The organism is Flavihumibacter sp. UBA7668, from assembly GCF_002483205.1.
Taxonomy (GTDB): domain Bacteria; phylum Bacteroidota; class Bacteroidia; order Chitinophagales; family Chitinophagaceae; genus Flavihumibacter.
Genome location: NZ_DLHM01000005.1, coordinates 265,608 through 285,761 on the forward strand (window position 1 = coordinate 265,608; position 20,154 = coordinate 285,761).

Here is a 20,154-nt window from a genome sequence, read left to right on the forward strand (position 1 = left end):
TATGCGAAAATTTATTCTTTTTAGTACATATGAAAAGGTCCTTCATATTCTGCCGGAAAAATTAAAACGAAAGTTTTGGTGGTTATTGGCATTGATTATTGTTACCAGTATTGTTGATATTGCCGGACTGGCACTTTTTATTCCAATTATATCGGCTGTAGCAGAACCCGAATTGTTGAATAAGGGATTACTTGGATCCATCAGTGGCTTTTTTCCTGCGAATAATCCCGATTCATTCCTGTTTCAATTGTTTCTAGTTGGATTTGTTTTTATGGTTTTCAGAACGCTCTTTGTTGTGTACAGTCAGCGGGTTCAGTCCAAATTCGGTTTTCAAATTGCAGAATACATCGGTCAAAAAACATTTCACTATTATCTGCATGCTGAACTGGAAACAATCTCAAAACTGGATTCATCAAAAATTATTCGGGAACTCACTCAAAGTCCGCAACATTTTGCCCGTTTTCTGGTATTACCTATTTTGCTGATTACCGCAGAATTGGTGGTGGTTTTGTTCATTGTTACAGGAATTGCACTTTACAATATCGAAGTGCTATTGTTGATCGCTTGTACCATCTTCCCGGTGGTTTTTCTTTTTCAACTCATGGTTAAAAGAAAACTCAGAGCCTATGGACAACAACAGCATGAATTTACGCCGGAACTTTATTCTAATAGTAACAGAGGTATTTTTGGTCTAATTGATGTTCGACTCAGAAATAAAACAAATCTGTTGATCCAGGAATACCGTCAGGTATTGGCAAAATTGAATATTATTAATATTAAAACAAATGTTCTGGCAATTGTACCCGCCAAACTTTTTGAACTGGTCACTATTTTGGGGTTACTGGTAATCTTTGTTTATGGTACTTATATCTCAAAAAATACAACTCAGATACTCCCGCTAATTACTATTTATGCCGCAGCCGGTTATCGCCTTATTCCTTCATTGACTAAGATAATGCCGTCTCTCATGCAACTTGAACAATACAGTTATTTATTCAAGGTTTTCCAGGATCCGCTTACAAGAAACCAGGATCCGGAAGTTGGCAATGACGAATTGCAGGTGCCTGTTTTGTTCAATGAGGAAATTAAACTGGAGAATATCAGCTTTGTCTATAAAAAATCCAACCATCGGGTGCTGGATAACATTTCCCTGAATATTAAAAAAGGTGAAATTATTGGCCTGATTGGTAAATCAGGTTCAGGTAAATCAACGTTGGTTAATTTACTGATCGGGTTTTATAAACCGGATAGTGGAAAAATATCCATTGATGGTCAGCCACTTAACCAGAATCAATGGAGAGGCTGGATGAACCAGATCAGTTATGTGCAGCAATCTCCTTACCTGGAAAAAGGAAACCTTGCTTCCAATATCGCTTTTCTGGAAACAGAAATTGATCGGGAAAGACTGAACAGGGCAATCGAAGGAGCCTCCTTAAGCAGCTTCGTCAAAAATAAAGACCCCTTTGAGTTGGAAATTGATGAGCTGGGAAAAAATCTCAGCGGTGGACAAAAACAACGGGTGATTATAGCAAGAGCACTTTACCATAATAGCTCGGTGATTATTCTGGATGAAGCAACCTCCGCCCTGGATAATGAAACAGAGGATGAAATTAATCAAACAATTCATCGTTTAAAAGGAACAGGAATTACCATAATTGTAATTGCCCATCGGTTCTCAACGCTCCGGCACACTGATCGGATTTATCGTATGGACGCCGGTAAGGTAGTGGACAGTTTACAATACGAAAGTTTAAAATAATCTGATAATTTAATTGAGCTATATATGAAGCTGCTGGATTGTACCTTACGTGATGGCGGATATTATACCAATTGGGACTTCTCCGATGACCTGCTCCAGGTTTACCTCAGGGCAATGAATGAAAGCCCTATTGATTATGTTGAAATCGGATACAGGGCAAAACCCGAACCTGGTTACCAGGGACGGTTTTATTATTGCCCCGATTACCTCGTAAATCGGATAGCTTCAATACTGAAAAAGCAATTGGTTTTCATAATTGATGAAAAAAATTGCCTCCCGGGTGATATGGAAGCACTGCTTTCCGGAATAAAAGATAAAGTAGCCATGGTTCGGATTACCGTGGCCCCAACCAAAATTGAAGAAGGAATTGCACTTGCTGCTGCCATAAAAAAAATCGGCATTAAGGTGGCTTTTAATCTGATGTATATTTCAAAAATTGCCAATGATACAACTGTATTGGCAAAACTATCGGAAATCCCAACAGATGTGGTAGATGTTGTTTACCTGGTTGATTCCTATGGAGGAATTTTACCCGACCAATTGAAACAGATCATACAAATAGTAAAATCCGGCACTTCAATTCCCCTGGGTTTTCATGGGCATAATAATATGGAAATGGCACTGGCCAATACTATTGCCGCTCTGGATAACGGTGTGGAATATATTGATGCAACGATCACCGGTATGGGAAGAGGAGCCGGAAACCTAAAAACAGAACTCCTGCTTACTTACCTGTCTTCCAAAGGTATGCAGGTCGATTTTAATGCACTCAGCAAAGCCGTTTCCGCATTTGAAGAATTAAGAAAAGACTATGGCTGGGGCACCAATTTGCCCTATATGGTTTCTGGCGCCTATTCACTTCCGCAAAAAGAGGTAATGGATTGGACAACCAAACGTTTCTATTCCTACAACGGAATTTTGCAGGCACTCATCAATAAAAAATCAGGTGTGGAAGACAATGTTAAACTGCCGGTATTTGATGATGGGGGTGATAAAAAATGCCTGGTAATTGGTGGAGGTCAAAGTATACTTCTTCATCAGGAAGCAATTTTACGTTACCTGGATGTGGCTGGTATTGATGTCCTGGTCTTTTCAAGCTCCAAACATGTACCGGTTTTCCAGAATAAAACACTTAAAAAAATTTATTGTATCCAGGGAAAGGAGGCAGATCGTCTGGATGCTACTATAAATCATCAGTTAAAAGGGAATTCCATACTTATGTACGCACCCTTCCCAAGACAAATGGGTACCCAGGTTCCGCAGGATTGGATCGATCACGCAGTGGAACTTCCCCGCTGGCAATTGACTCCGGATGAACAGGAATCGCACCTCCGACTAGCACTTGAAACAGCACTGCTGTATAAACCAACCGAAATAATAATAGCCGGTTTCGATGGCTATAATTCAGAGCCAAGCTCAATTGAATTTGAAGTAGCCAAAGAGAATGATTTGCTCTTTAAAAAATTCAGAAACCTTGGAGTACGGGTTGTTTCAATTACTCCTTCCCGCTATAAGAACCTCGATCAGTTGTCCATATATTCCCTTTTAACCTGAATGCCATGAGAACAGTTGGAATTATACCTGCCCGCTACGCTTCTTCCCGTTACCCGGGAAAACCTGTGGTAGTTATAAAAGGAGTGCCAATGATTTTGCGGGTTGCTAAAAAAGTGGCAACTGCACTTGGAAAAGAAAACACCTATGTTGCCACAGAAAGCGAAATCATTTATAACCTGGTTAAGGATGCCGGCTACCAGGTAATTATGACTTCGGATGAACACCTGACAGGAACGGATCGCTTAGCGGAAGCAGCGGAAAAAATTCCGGCAGATTTCTACCTCAATATTCAGGGTGATGAACCAGTCGTAAATCCGGATGATATCCGGACAGTTGCTGAATTAAAAGCAAAATTTCCAGCTGCCATTATTAACGGAATGGCCAAATTAAATGAAACAGAAGATCCATGGGATGTAAATATTCCTAAAGTGCTTGTCAATAGCTCCGGTAAACTTTTGTACATGTCAAGGTTGCCGCTTCCCGGAGTAAAAAATCCGGATGCTGACCATCCTCCGGTTTATTATAAACAGATTTGCATATATGGATTCACATTGGACCAGCTTCGTCTGTTTAATACGGTTAAAGTAAAACCTGAATTTGAATTTCAGGAAGACATCGAAATTCTTCGCTTTTTTGATTTTGATGTGCCTGTTCAAATGGTCGAATTTTTCTCCAAAACAATGGCGGTTGACAGGCCCGAAGACGTACAAATTGTAGAACGTTTTTTAGAAACCTATGGTGACGACTATTATATTTGATTTTGACGGAGTAATTCTTGATTCCATGCCCATTCGGAAACTGGGATTTGCTGAGGTACTCAAAGAGTATCCAACAGACAAAGTGAATGAATTATTGGAATATCATGAACGTAACGGCGGTTTGTCACGCTACCATAAATTTGAATATTTCTATACTACCATAATTAAACAGGAATTTTCACAGGAGGATATATTGCGGCTGGCCAATGCATTTTCTGTAATTATGCGGGATAAATTGACTGACAAAGCAGGATTAATTGAAGAAACAATCCGGTTTATTCAGGAAAATAAATCCAGCTATCGCTACTTCATTGCTTCCGGTTCTGATGAAAATGAACTTCGTTTTCTTTGCAAAGAACTTGGTATTCATTCTTTTTTTGAAGCAGTTTTTGGTTCCCCCACGCCCAAAAAACAAATTGTTGGTAACCTGCTAAAGCAGTTTGCGTTTAAGCCTGATGAAGCGATCCTTATTGGGGATGCCTTAAACGATTTTGAAGCAGCATCCGTTAATCAAATTGATTTTTATGGATTTAATAACCCTGCTTTGCAAGGTATTGGCAAGGGGTATATCCATTCTTTTCAAACCTTCTCTATTTCCTGAATGGAACAAATTTCCAAAAGTGCTTTTTTTGAACGATTTAAAGACCCGGAAATTTTTCAATCCGGTAGCTGGAACCTGCTACGTGTCATCCAGTCGGCATTATATGCAAGACTTTCTGATCGAAACAAAAAGAAAAATGCCAAAATTCTTTTTTTAGCCCCCATCTGGGTTCAGCAACTCTACCTGAATCTGAAAGCATTTCGGAAATACAAGGAATTTCCAGTTATATCCTCGCAACAAAAATACCTCCTGATTTGCCCAATCCGCTTTATAAAGGATCCTGAAAGCGGAAAAGAAAAAAATATTTACATAGAAAAACTGCTGTCCTATCTCGGCAGGCAAAACTGTCATATCCATTACAGAAGTTCGCTTACAGCAGCAACTTCAATTGAACACGATTCAATACTTCCGGATTGGCTATCCCTGAGAATCCGATTTAGCGAATTTGATTATGAATGCGTAAAAATGCTTCGGGAACTTTACCATCAGCTCATTCATGCTGCTGCTTTACACCCTGGAGATCATGTTGAAATTCAACTTGCATTGGAAAATTTTTGGAGAGAAGCCCGTTTGTATTATTCAGTTATTAAAAACAGTCCGGTTAAAACCGCCTTTATTTATCCGGCTTATCAGAATGAAGCCCTGGTTTATGCATTCCGCAAAGCAGGTATTCGTATAATTGAATTGCAACATGGTGTAATCAGTAAAGGAGCTAATTTTTATGTGTATCCTACCATTGTTAATAAAGTAAAAGGTGATAAGTTACTGCCGGATGAAATATGGGTATGGGGCAACTATTGGAAAAACGTATTATTGAATGGGGATGAATTTAAAAAAGAACAAATAAAAGTTGCAGGCGATTTTATATCGCGTCCTTCATTTCAACAGAAAGCTGATCAAAAAGAAAAAATCCTGCTGATCGCACTTAGTTCCAATACCCAAGCCGTTTTTATTCCTTATATAAAGCAACTCGAAAAACAACTCCGGCTGCACCCCGGTTGGAGAATCCAGATAAAATTACATCCCGGGGATCCAAATAATCAGGTTTACTACGATGCGTTTGGCAGTCTGGAGACCATTGAACTGGTCGGTAAGCAAATCAATATAGCTGAGTGTTTACGAAAGGCCAGTATTCAGATCAGTATATATTCGAATACTTTATTTGAAGCAATAGGTACCGGTACCCTGAATTTTTGCCTAGATGTGGACGAAAAATTTAAAGGCTTTATTGAAGATGTTGTTGCAGCAGGGGTAGCCTATTTATTACAACCCGCAGATGACCCGATTGAAAAATTTGAAGCCCTTCGTCCAACGCATAAAGAGTTGAACAGGGATGATTTTTTTGCAAAATTCCCACCCGGCACTGATAAGAAACTGATATGAGTTTTTTAAGACAACAACTATCCAGCCTAAGCCTGGCTTTTGCACTTTATAAACAGCAAAAAAGAATAAAGGGATCCAGCATCCAAAGTCTGCTGAACCCTGCCTGGGAAAAACAATTGAAGGAATACAGCCTTATTGAATCTAACTGTGACTTGAAAGGCAATCCTTCCTATCTCGGCCGGGGACTTTATATCGGAAACACCACACTGATCTACAATACGGAAAGCATCGGAGATTTTTGTTCAATTTCTTCCGGAGTAAAAATTGGTCTTGCGGCTCACCCCAAACATTTTTTATCAACAAGTCCACTTTTTTATTCGGCTTCAAGAGGCTTGTTGCAAAACTCCGCATCGTTTCCCAATTCGCAAAAAAAGGTGGTCATCGGACATGATGTGCTTATTTCTGCTAATGTGCTCATAATGGAGGGTATTACCATTGGTACCGGTTCCATTATCGGAGCAGGAGCCGTTGTAGTTAAAGATGTTGCGCCTTATTCCATTGTGGCGGGTGTACCGGCCAAACCTATAGGGATGCGTTTTCCCGATACGATTGTTCAGCAATTGCTGGAAAGTTCCTGGTGGAACCTTCCCCTCGACCAAATTCTTGAATTACCTCATTTGCAGGACGCAGCGCGTATACCAATAAATAGAAAAAATTAATGCTTGTTTCGGTTATAATACCCTGTTATAATGTGGTTGATTATATTGAGGAATGTCTGCAATCAGTATATAATCAGGATTATTCCTCCCTTGAAGTGATCTGCGTTGATAACAATTCATCAGATTCAACGTTGAAAAAATTAAATCAGTTAAAAACAGATCGATACAAGGAACTGATCATTCTGGAGGAACCAAAAAAAGGGGCTAATGCCGCAAGAAATAAAGGCCTTCAGCATGCCAGGGGAGAATGGATTCAATTCCTCGATGCAGATGACCTGTTGCTGCCTGACAAAATAAGCAGCCAGATCCGCCAGATCAGTTTGAATGGATTTTCGGGGTTCATTGCAGCTACTGCAATCCGCAATAAAATAAACGGTGAGCAAATGCTGTATGAATTATATCAGGAACAACCAGCTATAGCCGTCTTTACCGGCAGAGCAGGAACTACCTGCTCCAATTTGTGGGAGAAAAAATGGCTCGATAAAATTAATGGCTGGGATGAAAGCATTCAAAGCTCCCAGGAAGCTGACCTGATGTTGCGACTGGTATTGGCAGATTGTCCGATTCAGTTTGATTCAACTCCCCTCACCCTCCTGCGAGATCGGGAAACAGGTCAGATATCCCAAACCGATCCTTCCAAAAGATGGATTCAGCTCCTGCATACCCGCTTACATTTTATCAGAGAATTTCGCAAAAAGCAGCCGGCAGCGTACAAACAACAAAAAAATATGTTTTGTACCTACTTGCTTTCATCCCTGCTCGTTTTAGCCAGATACAATCGAAAAAAAGCATTGGAGTATTATAATTTATTGGATTTTTCCGGGTGGAAACCGCAGGCCGGCTTTGGTATCAGTAAATCAAAAGCCATCCTGCTGCAATACCTGGGATTTTCCTTATTTACAAAATTAAATTTGATCCGGCAGGACCAATAGAATGGTGATATACCTCAGTTTTGGCGATCAGCCATCCGGTGTTTATAAAAGTCAGGTAACAGATTTTGTGAATTTTCTGGAGGCCGAATCCGGCCATAATGTTTGGTTGGTGGCATTTATTTCAATCCGTGGGTTCTTTAACAACCGCCAACAAATCCGGCAACACGCACCTCAGGCAATTGTACTACCCATGCTTCCCAAACTTCGGAACTGGCGCATGAACCGGTTCCTGCTCTTTGTTATTCTCCGCCTGCAATCAAAACGCCCGCAATTAATCATGGGCAGAAATGTGCTGGCAACTTTATTGGCCCTGGAAGCAAAGAAAAAAGGACTCACCAACAGCGTTTTATTTGACGGCAGGGGCGCCATTAGTGCTGAATGGAAGGAATATTCCGTAGTTCAGGATCCATACCTGGAGGCATCCATCAAAAACTGGGAAAAACAGGCTGTGCTTGAAACCGACTGGAGAATTGCCGTCTCCAATCAACTGGTTCGTTTCTGGCAATCCGAATTTGTTTATCAAAAAGGAAAAGAGTCGGTGATCCCCTGTACCATCGATCAATCCTATTCCCGGGTGCTCATCAATACCTCGCAAATTGATGCTGCCAGAAAAAAAATCGGTTTCCCAACAACCGGCGTTACACTGGTTTACAGTGGTTCTGTTGCCGGCTGGCAATCCGGCAATCTGCTCAGTAGTTTATTGGAGCAATTATTGAACAATCAGCCTGAACTTCAGGTGCTTTTTCTCTCAAAAGAAACTCCTTTTATCAGTTCACTTGCCAACAACTATCCCAATCGAATAAAAGCCTGCTTCGTAGCACCCGAAGAAGTGCCTTCCTATCTGCTGGGATGCGATTATGGCTTACTGATTCGGGAAGATACCGTTACCAATCAGGTGGCCGCACCGGTTAAATTTGCAGAATATCTCGCATGCGGACTGAAAGTCCTGATATCTCCCAATCTGGGCGATTATTCCGGTTATGTTTCAGAAGAAAAACTGGGCTTTCTTTCCGATTCTTTGCCACCAATACTTCAAAAATTATCATTGGAAGATAAAACAAGAATGCAGGCTTTTGCGTTAGAGAAATTTTCCAAAAGCAGGTACCTGACAGATTATCTTCAGATCATTCAACAAACCAGTATACATTGAAAATTCTTGTTACCGGAGGAGCCGGTTTTATCGGATCAGCAGTTATTAAGAAATTACAGGAATCAGCTCATACGATTTTTGTTATCGATAATCTTTCCTTCGGGAACCGCGCTTTTATTTCTATTCCTGATCAACAATTTTATCAGATAGATATCCGCGATGCGGATGCAATGGAAACCGCACTCAGGGAAATTCAGCCCGAAATTGTATTGCACCTGGCTGCTATCCATTTTATTCCCTATTGCAATCAACATCCCTTTGAATCCTCCGATATCAATATACGGGGAACCATGAATCTCTTGAAAGCGATTAAATCCTGCGGTTCTGTTCAGCAATATTTATTCGCATCCACCGCTGCCGTTTATCCGATAATTGATGAAGCTATCAGCGAGGATGCCGAAAAAAAACCAATGGATATTTATGGGTTGTCTAAACTTGCTGGTGAGGAGCTTTCGCAAAAATTTCATCAGGAAACCAATATCACCACCATCATCTGCCGCTTCTTCAATGCATTTGGCCCCAATGAAACCAATCCGCATCTGATTCCGGAAATTCAACAGCAGGTGAATAATGGATTGCGTACCATTAAACTCGGTAATCTGACACCAAAGCGCGATTTTATTCATACCTCCGATATGGCCAATGCCATTGATGCATTGCTAACACATATGAAACAGGGTTTTGAAATTTTTAATCTGGGCAGAGGAATTGAATATTCCGTTACTGAAGTTGTACAGGCTTTTGAAGCACAATTGAACCAGCGGATTGAAATTGAAAGCGATCCTTCCAGAGTAAGAAAAGTGGAACGCATGCACCTCCTGAGCGATATCAGCAAGCTGACCCGTTTTACCGGCTGGACTCCCAAAATTTCACTTGAGCAGGGTATCAAAACCCTCATCAATTCCTAAATCAGCCCGCTGCTCATGCATATTGCTTTTTGTACAGATGGCATTTATCCCTTTATCACAGGGGGAATGCAAAAACATTCCAGATTACTAATTGAAGCACTGTCAAAATACGAAGACCTCCGCATCTCCGTATTGCATCCGCATACAGAAACAATTTTTAACTCCCCACAGATAACAGAAATAAAACTGGCACCCCTATCAACAGATAAAAACTACCTGGTGGAAACCTATCGGTATTCGCAAAGAGTAGAAGCCAGCCTGAAAAAATTAAAACCTGATATAATTTACGCACAGGGTTTGTCTGTCTGGGCAGGATCTAAGCAGTTCTCTGATCGGTTGATTATTAATCCACACGGACTCGAACCTTACCAGGCACTTGGTTGGAAAAATCGCCTCATTGCCATCCCGTTCAAATGGATTTTTAACTACCTCTTTTCCCATGCAGCAAAAATTATTTCATTGGGCGGAAAACTGAGTGAAATCATAAAACAACACAGCGCTCACGCAGATCAATTGGCTGTTCTTCCCAATGCCATTAACCTGCCTCCAACTGCTGCTGATTTGGTCCGGAATCCTGCATCACCTGTTAAAGTATTGTTCCTGGCACGTTTCGCTGCCAATAAAGGAATTGATATACTATTTAACGCAATAGATCAGCTTGCCGCATCCGGACAGCTTTCCAAATTCGAATTTCGACTGGGTGGTAAAGGCCCACTTTATGAGCAATATCTTTCTAAACCACGTCCGGCAAATGTTGAACTCCTGGGCTTTGTGAAGGATGAAGAGATTGATCGCTTATATCAGGAAAATGATCTTTTTGTATTGCCTACCCTGTTTGAAGGTATGCCCACCGTCGTACTCGAGGCTATGAGTTGGAAAATGCCCATCATCGTTTCCGATGTAGGCGCTACCGCAGAACAGGTAGATCAAACAAATGGTTACCTGATTCCACCCGGATCAGCGGATGCGCTGGTAAAAGCTCTGCTGGATTTTGAATCCAGTTCAGCCAGTGCGAAAATTGCCATGGGGGAGGCTTCTTACCAAAGAGTTACTGACTTGTTTACCTGGGACGCAGTTGCGTTCAAACACCGTGAATTATTTTATGCACTTAAGCAATAAAGCCTGCCTGGTCTTTTTATTACTGGTGATCAGTATCGGTTTAAACGCACAGGTAAAACCTTCTTCTGAATGGTCATTCGACAGGGGCGAAACTAATAAAAATAAATGCCCCCTTACCAGAATCACCGGCATTTCAGGCCAGGCAATTGACCTGCAAAACAATAATTGCCTTTTTATAACATCAGGCCTTCCAAGAAATAAAAAAACAGGGATCACCGTTGAGTTTTGGTTCAAAGGTGATCGGTTTCAATTCCTTAGCTTTGGTCACCATTATTTTCTCCTGCAACTTAGTATGAACAGCCTGCTGTTTCGTACTACACATCAAAACAACCAGGGTAAAACACAGAATCAGGATTTACTTATTCCGCTCAAAGGAGCCGGAAGGAAATCCTATAATTATTATACCGATCAGCAATGGCATCATTTCGTATTTACCGTTGATCTTGAAAAAGGGGTTAAGCGTATCTGGATAGACGCCGCATCTCCTGAAGGGTTTAGTTCAATCTTTAATAAAAATGAAGAACTGCTGCTCAGTGGCGATGATGGGTTTCGGAATAGTTCGGCTATTGATGAACTTCGTTTTTATCCTGCTGCCATCACTGAATCAGCAATACAGAAACGTTGGCAAATTGGAGGAAAAAAAATGCCGGCAATCGCTGGTGGGCAAGTTACAGGTGTGGATCTTAAAGAATTTGCACCGGGTTACCCCAACTATTCCATTCAGGCGAAAGAGCAACTTCGCAATTTCCCAAAACCCCGCTTTTATTCATCCGTTTCTTTACCCAGAAATATGTCCTGGATGGATATTAATTTCCTTCACCGGGAGCTTCCATCTGCAGGTGGTACCGGATTTGGTACCAGCCGTCCCAATAACGCCGTTGCACTGATGGATGAGCTGGCAAAGAACTGGAACTATTATATCGAAATCCCCTTACTGCGTACCACATCGGTTGCTGCAAAGAAAGCCTATGCCAACCCCAATCACCTGGCAGGTGCATTAGTTCAATATGCCAATGCACATCCCCAATATCCCACTGCTTTGATTACCGTTCAGGCACAAAACATCCCTACACATATCGGAATGGATTCAAAGTTGGCTTACCTGCGCAACCAACATCTTCCATCCAACTATTTTATGAAAGATGCCAATGGTAATTTTATACTGCGCGGTAACCGAAAAATTCATTCTCCGCTAATGCCACTGGATATTATTGAGAAAGATGCTGCGGTTAGTGCGAATTATATTAAACTATTGATGCAGCACCTGCAGCAACCACCCGCACTGATCAATGAAAATGGTGAAATTTTCGGTCATACCATTCGGGAAGAGTATTTACGGAAAGATCCACCTGTTTGGAAAGATTTTAAACAATCCGGACGCACAGCAGCAGCCTACAGCGGACGCTTTCAATTCCGACAGGATTCGCTCTACAAAAAAACTATTCTGGAATCGCTGGGCTCCCCAAATACAAAATTCAGCTTCTATAATCTTTCTGCCATACAGCCGGGTTACTGGCCCGATTATGCACAAAGAAGAACACTGAATAAATGGACCGATTCCATTATCTATCCAAGCCCTGATTTTTATCCCACAACACCGGATAACTGGTCAATTGGAAGAGGCGCACTTAACGGATTCGGTATTATAAGTGAAGGCAGGAAAACTGAAATAGAATTCGGCGATCTGTTTTTTGCACCCTTTGTTTCTGCAGGATGGGCCGCTGAAGAAAAAAACATCCGGCCTGCCCAATGGCTGGCCTTATTGAAATCAATGGTGATGTTGGGGGCTGATTTTTTTTATACCGGTTATTTTAATATAACCGGCAAAGGTGGAAAATGGCCCAATGGTGCCGGACCAAACGATCCAAGAGGTTATATCTACCAGGCAGCAGTGCCTGCTTATGCACAGGCACTTCGTAGCTGGGTTCCGGAGTTTTTTAGCAGTGGCCAATTATTGGACCCGGCCGATTATGCTGATAAAAGATATTCGTTCCGATTTAAAGGTCAGGCAGATAATGAACTGATCCTCGTTCGAAAATGGAAACAGCAATACCTGATTTATGGGAGTATTCAACCCTCCGGCAACCAGGCAGGGAATGTTCCTGAAAAAAAGAATACCAGTATCCGGCTCGAGGGAAAAACCATTCAGTTTCCCATAAGAAGGCAGGGTAGTATTTATGTACTTGATTTGTCTGCCCCGGCCCCGGTTTTCTACCAGCTCGATGGCTGGCATCAATATGAACACCCCTATTACTGGTCAAACAGCCTGCACCAGGAAGCAGCTGCCTTTTCCCATGCAAAAGGAGCTGTAAAACGTAGTACAAAAAATATAACCGAAGAATTGAACTTCATTAATGCAACCACATCCCTTCAGCTTGCTGAAGCTGGTACTGTTTATTATGACGGACTTTCGCTGGAAACCGGAAATTATAAACTAACAGCAGTTCTTAAAGCGCTTACTCCCGGTACTCGTATTCAATGCCATTTCCCTGAAACCGGGGTTAAAAAACAATGGACCCTTTCACCCAAACAAAACGATTTCATTCAGGCAGATTTTCGGTTAAATAAAGCTTGCAACCGGATGGAGTGGTCTATTCTGGAAGGATCTGCAGAAATAAGTCATTTTTCAGTTGAAAAAAACTAACCCCCGCATGCGCATTCTCTTTTTATACTCAGAATTAGCAGAATACACAATGGCCTGTCTGCAGGCATTGAAAAAGCAGTCGGTAGAAATAAAGGTGGTACATTTTCCTATTAACCCTGAAGCGCCTTTTGCTTTTGATGAAGAAGCAAAAACAATGCTGCATGATTTATCTTCCATCCCAACCTATTCCGCTTTGGAAGAACTGGTTGCAAAATTCCAACCGCATAAAATTGTTTGCAGTGGCTGGATTAATAAATGGTATCTCCGGATCTGCAGAAAATGGTCGAAAAAAGCCACCTGTATTATTACCCTGGACAATCATTGGAATGGAGGTTTCAAACAACAACTCATGTCCATTCTCGGTAAAGTATGGTTAAGTAAATGGTTCAGTAAAATATGGGTACCCGGCAGCCCCCAGAAAGCCTATGCCATCCGGCTTGGTTTTCCGGAACAATCCATTATGACCGGATTTTATACCTGCGATGTTGATCGCTTTGTTCAACTTGCCGAAGCAGTTAAGAGCAGGAAAGAAAAAGCATTCCCCAAAGTGCTGCTCTGTGTTGCCCGTTATATCCCCGCCAAAGGCTACCAGGAATTATGGTCGGCCTTCCTGCAATGGCAGGAAGAACAACCCAACGAATGGGAACTCTGGTGCGCAGGTGCCGGAAAAGAATTTGATCAACGTGTTCATCATCCCAAAATTAAACACCTCGGCTTTGTTCAAAAACAGGACTGGCCATCCATAATTGAAAAAACAGGCGTATTTATCCTGTTAAGCCATTTTGAACCCTGGGGTGTGGTAGTGCAGGAATTTGCTGCAGCTTCCTATCCACTGATCTTAAGTAAACAGGTTGGTGCAGGAGAAGCATTTTTGAGACCTGAAAACGGCTGGCTGGTTGAATCCAATCAACCCGCTGCTATTGTAAAAGTGCTGAAGGAATTGGGCAAAAAAAGCAATCAGGATTTATTGAAGATGGCAGCCAATAGTCAAACCCTCGCCAGCCGGTTGACTCCAGATACCTGGGCCACCCGCCTGCTGGAAGCCTGACCCTTTTTAAATGTCAGCAGCTTATAAGTGACATAATATAAAAAGAAAAACAGGAAGAAACCTACATTGATATAATTTCCATTCCTGATTAACCCCAATACGATATAAACAAATATGGCATAGTTGATTGCTCCCAGATTTCGGGTGCTTTCATTTATGATGGTTGCTTTAGGAGCAAAAAACATCCACACCGCTGAAAGAAAGAGCAGGAGTCCAACAAGTCCCGTCTCAGACATCAAACGAATAAAACGGGAGTTCGCATCCTGTTGATTCTGGGCTCCATACCCTTTCAGATAATCGGGTGGAAAGTATTTCAGAAATGTTTTTTCATAAATCAGCGGATGTGATCCTAATCCTGATCCAAACAATGGATTGTCAAGAAAAGAATCACGCGCAATAACATAATTGGAATACAAGGCGAAGGTGCTGGAATTTGATTTGCCCGCCTCCTTCACATCAATTTCAGGCGAAAGAAACAGAGAAGTGGTATCGTTGTATCGTTTATTGATCAGGTCCACATTTTCAATCAGATAGTATACCAGCAAAGCAACCGGTGCCAGAAACAAGGGCGCAAAAATTATCCGGTTTCTTCTGAGGTTGAAAAAATCATTGATATATAAACTGAAAAAAGCAGCCAGCCCAATTCCCATCACCGCAGTTGATGAATACGTTACCAGATAACAGGCCAGTAAAACCAGGTATTTAAATTTGGCCGTATGCCAGGTACGCTTAAAATAACAGGTATAATAAACAATAGCAGGCGTTATGGCCATGGCAAGGTAAAATGGCTCTCCCATTATTCCATATTCCCGGTACTGAAAAGGACCATCCGGCAATGCTTTGGTAAGATGAATGCCCCCAATATGAAGCAGGTTGTCAATTACTCCATGTAAAGCCACCCAGAATGCTAAAACAAGGTAATAATTAAAAATCCGGCTCGCATCAAATTTGAAAACCCGTATCACATTATAATACGTGATTGCAGTAAATAAAATCCCAAATACCTGCTTTATAAGCTCGAATCCCAATATTCCCTTATACGCAGTTACCAATACACCACTTAGAATGATTACCAATAAACCGATATTAAACCAACGCGGCGGCATCACAATGGCAATACCTTTTACCGGCAATGAAATCAGAAAAATCAAAAAAATCGGATAATAATAATAAAAGTCAAATGGCAATCCGCCGCCCCTGATTGCTTTATCCAGGAAAACAGAAAAGATACATAGCAATCCCAGCTTCTGCGGTATATCCAATTTGTCTTTCTTCGTTTTCATGCTTAGTCTTGCAAATTAAATCTATTTGTTATTCAACTTACCAATAAATGTGTGGCATAGCAGGCATTCTTCAGTTTAAAGGCAGTGCCAACCTGCATTCAACCATTCAGGTTATGACCCATGCCATGGCGCATCGCGGACCCGATGCAGACGGACATTTTACCGATGGCCCCATTGCACTCGGTCATCGCCGCCTCTCCATTATCGATTTATCACCCGCCGGCAATCAACCCTATACCAGTGCCAACGGCCGTTACCACATGGTCTTCAATGGTGAACTCTATAATTTCCAGGAAGTAAAATCCCAAATAAAAGACCATTCCTTCAAAAGCACCGGCGATACCGAAGTGCTCATGGAAGCCTGGAGCCGATGGCAACTCAACGCCCTTCCAAAATTCAAAGGCATGTTTGCTTTCGCGATCTGGGACCGCCAGGATGAAGCACTCTGGCTGGTTCGCGACCGCCTCGGGGTGAAACCTCTCTATTATGCACAACAGGAAAATAATTTTCTTTTCGCCTCTGAAATAAATTCCATCCTGGCAAGCGGCCTCGTTAAAAACGAATTGAACCTGCAGGCACTGGCTGGTTATTTCCGCTATCAGTCTGTACCCGGAGAAAATACCATCATCAACGGCATAAAAGAACTTAAAGCCGGTTGCTGGATGAAAATAAAAAACGGCTCCATCAGCACCGGCTCCTGGTGGAAAATTCAGGAACCATCACCCGTAGCAATTCCCAAAACAAAAAGCGAAGCCCACAGTACCATCCGTCGCCTGCTCCAAACTGCAGTGGAACAACGCCTCGTCAGTGATGTTCCGGTGGGTGCTTTTCTTTCCGGCGGCATCGACTCCAGCGCCGTTGTTGCCCTCATGTCAGAAGTAAGCAGCCGCCCGCCGGAAACCTTCAATATCAGTTTTACGGAAAAAGAATTTGATGAATCGGCCTATGCAGAAATGGTGGCAAAAAAGTTTAACACCCACCACCATACGATATTGCAAAAGCCCGAATATATGCTCGATAACCTGTTGCCCGCCCTAAATGCCATGGATACCCCCAGTGGCGATGGCATCAACAGTTATGTGGTGTCAAAAGCTATCCGCGATGCAGGTATCACCGTTGCCCTTTCCGGAATCGGGGGCGATGAACTCTTCGCAGGTTATCCCTTTTTTCATCAGTATAAAAAACTGAAACGATACCAGCCTGGCTGGCCAATCACCCAACCGGTTCGCGCACTGGCTGCCCTTGCAATGGGAGGGGGCACCAGCAGAAAGGATCGGATCCGTCAGTTATTACAACTGAAAAAACTGGAGATCGCCAATCTCTATCCGCTCTTCCGGCAAATAACCACGCCGGCTGCATTTGATTCCTTCCTGAACCTGCCCTGTCAGGAAAAAGATCCCGTACAAAAAGCACTCGAAGAAATCCCGGAACTAAAGAATTTTCCAATCTACGCACAGGTATCCATCGCTGAATATTTAGGTTATACCCAATACACCCTCCTGAAAGATACCGACCAGATGAGCATGGCCGTATCACTCGAAGTACGCGAACCTTTTTTTGATCATGAACTCATTGAATACCTGATTCAGGTGCCCGATGCCATCAAAGAACCGCAGTACCCCAAACAATTGCTGGTGGAATCACTGGGCAATCTCCTGCCGCCTGAAATTGTACACCGCAAAAAACAGGGCTTTGTTTTTCCCTGGGAAAAATGGATGAAAACAACCCTGCATGGTTTTTGCGAAACCCGACTCAAAGAAATGGCCGATCGCAATTTCATAAACGGAAAAGCCCTCCTGCACCAATGGCAGCAATTCCAAAAAGGAGACCCCTCCATCCGCTGGATGGAAATCTGGTTATTTGTAATCTTATCACACTGGCTCAACAAAAATGGACACTGATAAACCCGTACTGCTCGTTTTTTCTGACTGGTATTTTCCCGGATACAAAGCCGGGGGACCCATTCAATCCTGCGTTAACCTGGTTCGTTTTCTATCTGATCAATATAAATTTTATGTGATTTGCTCAGACCGCGACCTGGGTGAAACAGCACCCTATCCATCCGTACAATTGAACGAATGGAATACCGGCGAGGCGGGCGAATTGGTCTGGTATGCACCCAACGCTCAATTAACTGCCCGTTTTATACGGGAGATGCTGAAAAAGCTGAGGCCGCAGACCGTTTATTTCAACAGTATGTTTTCGGTTCGATTAACGCTGTTGCCCCTTTATGTGCTCTCGCAATTGCAGGCAAAACCCCTCATTGTACTCGCTCCCCGCGGCATGCTGCAGGCCGGCGCACTCCAACTCAAAGCAACCAAAAAGAAAATCTTTCTGCAGGCATTTCGCTGGCTGGGCTGGCATAAATTCATCCGCTTTCAGGCCACCGATCAGCAGGAACTAAAAGATATTACCACTCATTTCCCCGGGGCGATGGTAGTACTGGCTGAAAATATTCCGCACCGTCTGCAACAACAATTCCCCGCAGCACCAAAAGAACCCGGTGTACTGAAACTGGTTTTTATTTCAAGAATCCATCCCAAAAAAAACCTGCATTTTTTGCTGGAACTGCTGGCCGGCTGGACCAACCCCGCCACCCTGCAACTGGGTATTTATGGCGATGCGGATGAACCTTCTTATGTAAACCAATGTAAAGCATTGGCTGATAAATTACCGGCAAATCAAGAGGTGAAATTCCATGGCCCAATTAATAATAAAGAAGTCTTTTCCGTATTGTCGGGTTACCATGCTTTTGTGTTGCCCACCCTCGGCGAAAATTTTGGTCACGCTATCTTTGAAGCACTCGAATCCGGCAAACCCGTGCTCATCAGCAATCGAACCCCCTGGCAGCAGCTGGCAGAACAAAAAGCCGGATGGGATATACCTTTGGATCAGAAAGACCGTTATTGGAACGCACTGGATCAACTGGCAGCAATGGATCAGGCCGGGTATATAGAATGGTCAGATGCAGCCCGGCAACTGGCTTCATCTTACATAAGCAATGCCGGCTTCCGGGAAAAATACAGCACCCTTTTTTCATGAGTACAACCGATTTAGCAAAATATAACAATAACTGGTACCCGCCCACCATCGGAGCACCCGCCTGGAAACGCCTGCTCTGGTATTATACCAGCCTGGTTTTTTTTGAAAGTGCCTGGTTGCCGGTATCTTCCTTTAAACGGGCCCTGCTCAAAGCCTTTGGTGCCAAAATTGGAAAAGGCGTGGTCATCAAACCCCGGGTGCAAATCAAATATCCCTGGTTATTAACGGTGGGCCATTTCAGCTGGATTGGCGAAGGGGTCTGGATCGATAACCTTACCACCGTACAAATCGGGGCCCATGCATGCCTCTCCCAGGGCGCCTATCTTTTAACCGGAAACCATAATTATTCCAAACCCGCCTTCGACCTCCTGGTTGCTCCCATCATTCTGGAAGAGGGGGTGTGGATCGGGGCCAAAGCCATTGTTTGTCCCGGCATCACCTGTTTTTCTCACAGTGTGTTGACCGCCGGCTCCATCGCTACCCGAAACCTGGAAGCCTTTACAATTTATCAGGGCAATCCTGCACTTGCTATTAAAAAAAGAACGATATCTGTACTCTGATGGAACCCCTGGTAACAATTATTACGGCAACTTATAATAGTGCCGCCACCCTTTCTGATACCCTGGATAGTGTGGCAAAACAAAGCTATCGGAATATAGAACACCTGATTATTGACGGTGCTTCCACCGATTCTACAGGATCGATAGCAGCCCGCTATCCGCATATAGCGTGTTTTGTATCAGAGCCCGACAAAGGCATTTATGATGCCATGAACAAGGGAATCAAACTGGCAAAAGGCGATATCATTGCCATACTCAACAGCGATGATTTTTATGCACAACCCGATATTATTGAAAAAATAGTGGCCGCTTTTGAAGACCCTTCCACCCTGGCAGTGTATGCAGATCTGCAATATGTGGATGTGTCCAATACTTCCCGCATAGTACGCAACTGGAAAGCCGGCGCCTATGATTCGCAATTATTTTATTACGGCTGGATGCCCCCGCACCCCAGTTTTTTTGTAAAAAGACAATTGTATGAGCAATACGGCGTTTTTGATACCAGTTTCCGGTATTCCGCCGATTATGAATTGATGTTGCGCTTTTTGGTACGATTCAATGCCCCAACAGTCTATCTTCCGGAATTAGCCGTTAAGATGCGGATGGGGGGACAAAGCAACGCGAGTATCAGAAATCGCTGGAAAGCCAACCGCGAAGACCGGCGGGCCTGGGATGTGAACGGTTTGACTCCGTATTTTTTTACCATACCTTTGAAACCGTTTAGAAAAATTGGACAATTCCTTATCAAATAGTA

Annotated in this window: 17 protein-coding genes; 16 read left to right on the forward strand and 1 reads right to left on the reverse strand. The window is 42.8% G+C overall.

Annotation, left to right across the window (positions count from 1 at the left end; translation table 11 throughout):
* Window position 1: 1 nt before the first annotated feature.
* The 12 genes from B2746_RS13240 to B2746_RS13295 are packed head-to-tail and all read left to right on the forward strand — an operon-like array spanning window position 2 to window position 14,515.
* Entirely contained in the window at window positions 2-1,759 is a 1,758-nt protein-coding gene (locus tag B2746_RS13240; protein WP_290794734.1) for an ABC transporter ATP-binding protein, read from the forward strand.
* Window positions 1,760-1,783: 24 nt separating this feature from the next.
* Window positions 1,784-3,313 (forward strand): aldolase catalytic domain-containing protein, encoded by a 1,530-nt coding sequence (locus B2746_RS13245; RefSeq protein WP_290794737.1) that lies wholly within the window; start codon window positions 1,784-1,786, stop codon window positions 3,311-3,313.
* A gap of 5 nt (window positions 3,314-3,318) precedes the next feature.
* Window positions 3,319-4,071, forward strand: coding sequence for a 3-deoxy-manno-octulosonate cytidylyltransferase (kdsB, locus tag B2746_RS13250; RefSeq protein WP_290794740.1), 753 nt, complete (start codon window positions 3,319-3,321; stop codon window positions 4,069-4,071).
* Window positions 4,049-4,672 (forward strand): HAD family hydrolase, encoded by a 624-nt coding sequence (locus B2746_RS13255; RefSeq protein ID WP_290794743.1) that lies wholly within the window; start codon window positions 4,049-4,051, stop codon window positions 4,670-4,672. Before kdsB ends, B2746_RS13255 begins: the two co-directional genes overlap by 23 nt.
* Window positions 4,673-6,055 (forward strand): hypothetical protein, encoded by a 1,383-nt coding sequence (locus B2746_RS13260; RefSeq protein ID WP_290794746.1) that lies wholly within the window; start codon window positions 4,673-4,675, stop codon window positions 6,053-6,055. It begins immediately after the preceding gene.
* Window positions 6,052-6,714 (forward strand): CatB-related O-acetyltransferase, encoded by a 663-nt coding sequence (locus B2746_RS13265; protein ID WP_290794749.1) that lies wholly within the window; start codon window positions 6,052-6,054, stop codon window positions 6,712-6,714. Before B2746_RS13260 ends, B2746_RS13265 begins: the two co-directional genes overlap by 4 nt.
* Window positions 6,714-7,646 (forward strand): glycosyltransferase family 2 protein, encoded by a 933-nt coding sequence (locus tag B2746_RS13270; protein WP_290794752.1) that lies wholly within the window; start codon window positions 6,714-6,716, stop codon window positions 7,644-7,646. The genes B2746_RS13265 and B2746_RS13270 overlap by 1 nt, the downstream gene beginning before the upstream one ends.
* A gap of 1 nt (window position 7,647) precedes the next feature.
* Window positions 7,648-8,796, forward strand: a complete 1,149-nt coding sequence (locus B2746_RS13275; protein WP_290794755.1) for a glycosyltransferase — start codon at window positions 7,648-7,650, stop codon at window positions 8,794-8,796.
* Window positions 8,793-9,704, forward strand: a complete 912-nt coding sequence (locus B2746_RS13280) for an NAD-dependent epimerase/dehydratase family protein (protein WP_290794758.1) — start codon at window positions 8,793-8,795, stop codon at window positions 9,702-9,704. The genes B2746_RS13275 and B2746_RS13280 overlap by 4 nt, the downstream gene beginning before the upstream one ends.
* A 15-nt stretch (window positions 9,705-9,719) precedes the next feature.
* Complete coding sequence (locus B2746_RS13285; RefSeq protein ID WP_290794761.1) at window positions 9,720-10,823, forward strand: glycosyltransferase family 4 protein; 1,104 nt, start codon at window positions 9,720-9,722, stop codon at window positions 10,821-10,823.
* A complete protein-coding gene (locus tag B2746_RS13290; protein WP_290794763.1) occupies window positions 10,807-13,467 on the forward strand; it encodes a hypothetical protein in 2,661 nt (886 codons plus the stop codon). Before B2746_RS13285 ends, B2746_RS13290 begins: the two co-directional genes overlap by 17 nt.
* A gap of 7 nt (window positions 13,468-13,474) precedes the next feature.
* Window positions 13,475-14,515 (forward strand): glycosyltransferase family 4 protein, encoded by a 1,041-nt coding sequence (locus tag B2746_RS13295; protein ID WP_290794766.1) that lies wholly within the window; start codon window positions 13,475-13,477, stop codon window positions 14,513-14,515.
* Here B2746_RS13295 and B2746_RS13300 read toward each other — a convergent pair.
* Complete coding sequence (locus B2746_RS13300) at window positions 14,455-15,798, reverse strand: O-antigen ligase family protein (RefSeq protein WP_290794769.1); 1,344 nt, start codon at window positions 15,796-15,798, stop codon at window positions 14,455-14,457. The two genes, B2746_RS13295 and B2746_RS13300, sit on opposite strands and share 61 nt — an antisense overlap.
* Before the next feature lie 47 nt (window positions 15,799-15,845).
* Here B2746_RS13300 and asnB point away from each other — a divergent pair, with 47 nt between their 5' ends.
* The 4 genes from asnB to B2746_RS13320 are packed head-to-tail and all read left to right on the forward strand — an operon-like array spanning window position 15,846 to window position 20,152.
* Window positions 15,846-17,699 (forward strand): asparagine synthase (glutamine-hydrolyzing), encoded by a 1,854-nt coding sequence (gene asnB / locus B2746_RS13305; RefSeq protein WP_290794772.1) that lies wholly within the window; start codon window positions 15,846-15,848, stop codon window positions 17,697-17,699.
* Entirely contained in the window at window positions 17,689-18,840 is a 1,152-nt protein-coding gene (locus B2746_RS13310; protein ID WP_290794775.1) for a glycosyltransferase, read from the forward strand. Before asnB ends, B2746_RS13310 begins: the two co-directional genes overlap by 11 nt.
* Window positions 18,837-19,400: a WcaF family extracellular polysaccharide biosynthesis acetyltransferase gene (locus B2746_RS13315; protein ID WP_290794778.1), complete on the forward strand. Its 564-nt coding sequence runs from the start codon at window positions 18,837-18,839 to the stop codon at window positions 19,398-19,400. The genes B2746_RS13310 and B2746_RS13315 overlap by 4 nt, the downstream gene beginning before the upstream one ends.
* Window positions 19,400-20,152: a glycosyltransferase family 2 protein gene (locus B2746_RS13320; protein WP_290794780.1), complete on the forward strand. Its 753-nt coding sequence runs from the start codon at window positions 19,400-19,402 to the stop codon at window positions 20,150-20,152. Before B2746_RS13315 ends, B2746_RS13320 begins: the two co-directional genes overlap by 1 nt.
* Window positions 20,153-20,154 lie beyond the last annotated feature (2 nt).